This is a genomic window from Stutzerimonas stutzeri, from assembly GCF_002909485.1.
Lineage (GTDB): Bacteria > Pseudomonadota > Gammaproteobacteria > Pseudomonadales > Pseudomonadaceae > Stutzerimonas > Stutzerimonas stutzeri_AH.
Genome location: NZ_PPXG01000023.1, coordinates 1 through 502, shown reverse-complemented (window position 1 = coordinate 502; position 502 = coordinate 1). Strand labels below are relative to the sequence as shown.

Genomic DNA, 502 nt, shown 5'->3' with positions numbered 1-502 from the left:
TAATCCGTTGATATAGACTTCCTCCTCTACACTTTGGGCGTTTTGTCAACCAGAAACTCCGGAGACTCAATTAAAGTAGAACTGGCGGGAGCAAATCAGCCAGTTAACCCAAATGTTTTTATTTATTCAAGTCCATAATATTTAGCCATTCAGCGTTTTCTTGACCTATAACGCAGTCTCCATTTTTTCGCATATTGAGCCTAAGATTACAGCGTTTTATTTCTTCTTTGAACTCTTCTGAAGGTATCAACTGAATAGTTTTTAAGAGTTGGTTATAGAATTCAGAATCATCGGTTTTCAATGTATAAAAAACCCACTTTCCTTCACGACTTGCCGAGACTATACCTGCTTTTAAAAGAATTTTTAAGTGACGAGAAACATTGTAGTGTGACTCTCCCAGGACATCCATACCCTCACTAACACAAATTCTTTGATCTATATATGACATTAACCAGACTAATCTTAATCTATTAGGCTCAGATAGAGCCTTCATAATATCAAT

At 36.1% G+C, this 502-nt stretch carries 1 protein-coding gene; it reads right to left on the bottom strand.

Annotated elements, in window-relative coordinates; translation table 11 throughout:
* Positions 1 to 118: 118 nt before the first annotated feature.
* Positions 119 to 502: ArsR/SmtB family transcription factor (locus CXK91_RS22500; RefSeq protein WP_219811506.1), on the bottom strand; the 384-nt coding region annotated here is incomplete at its 5' end.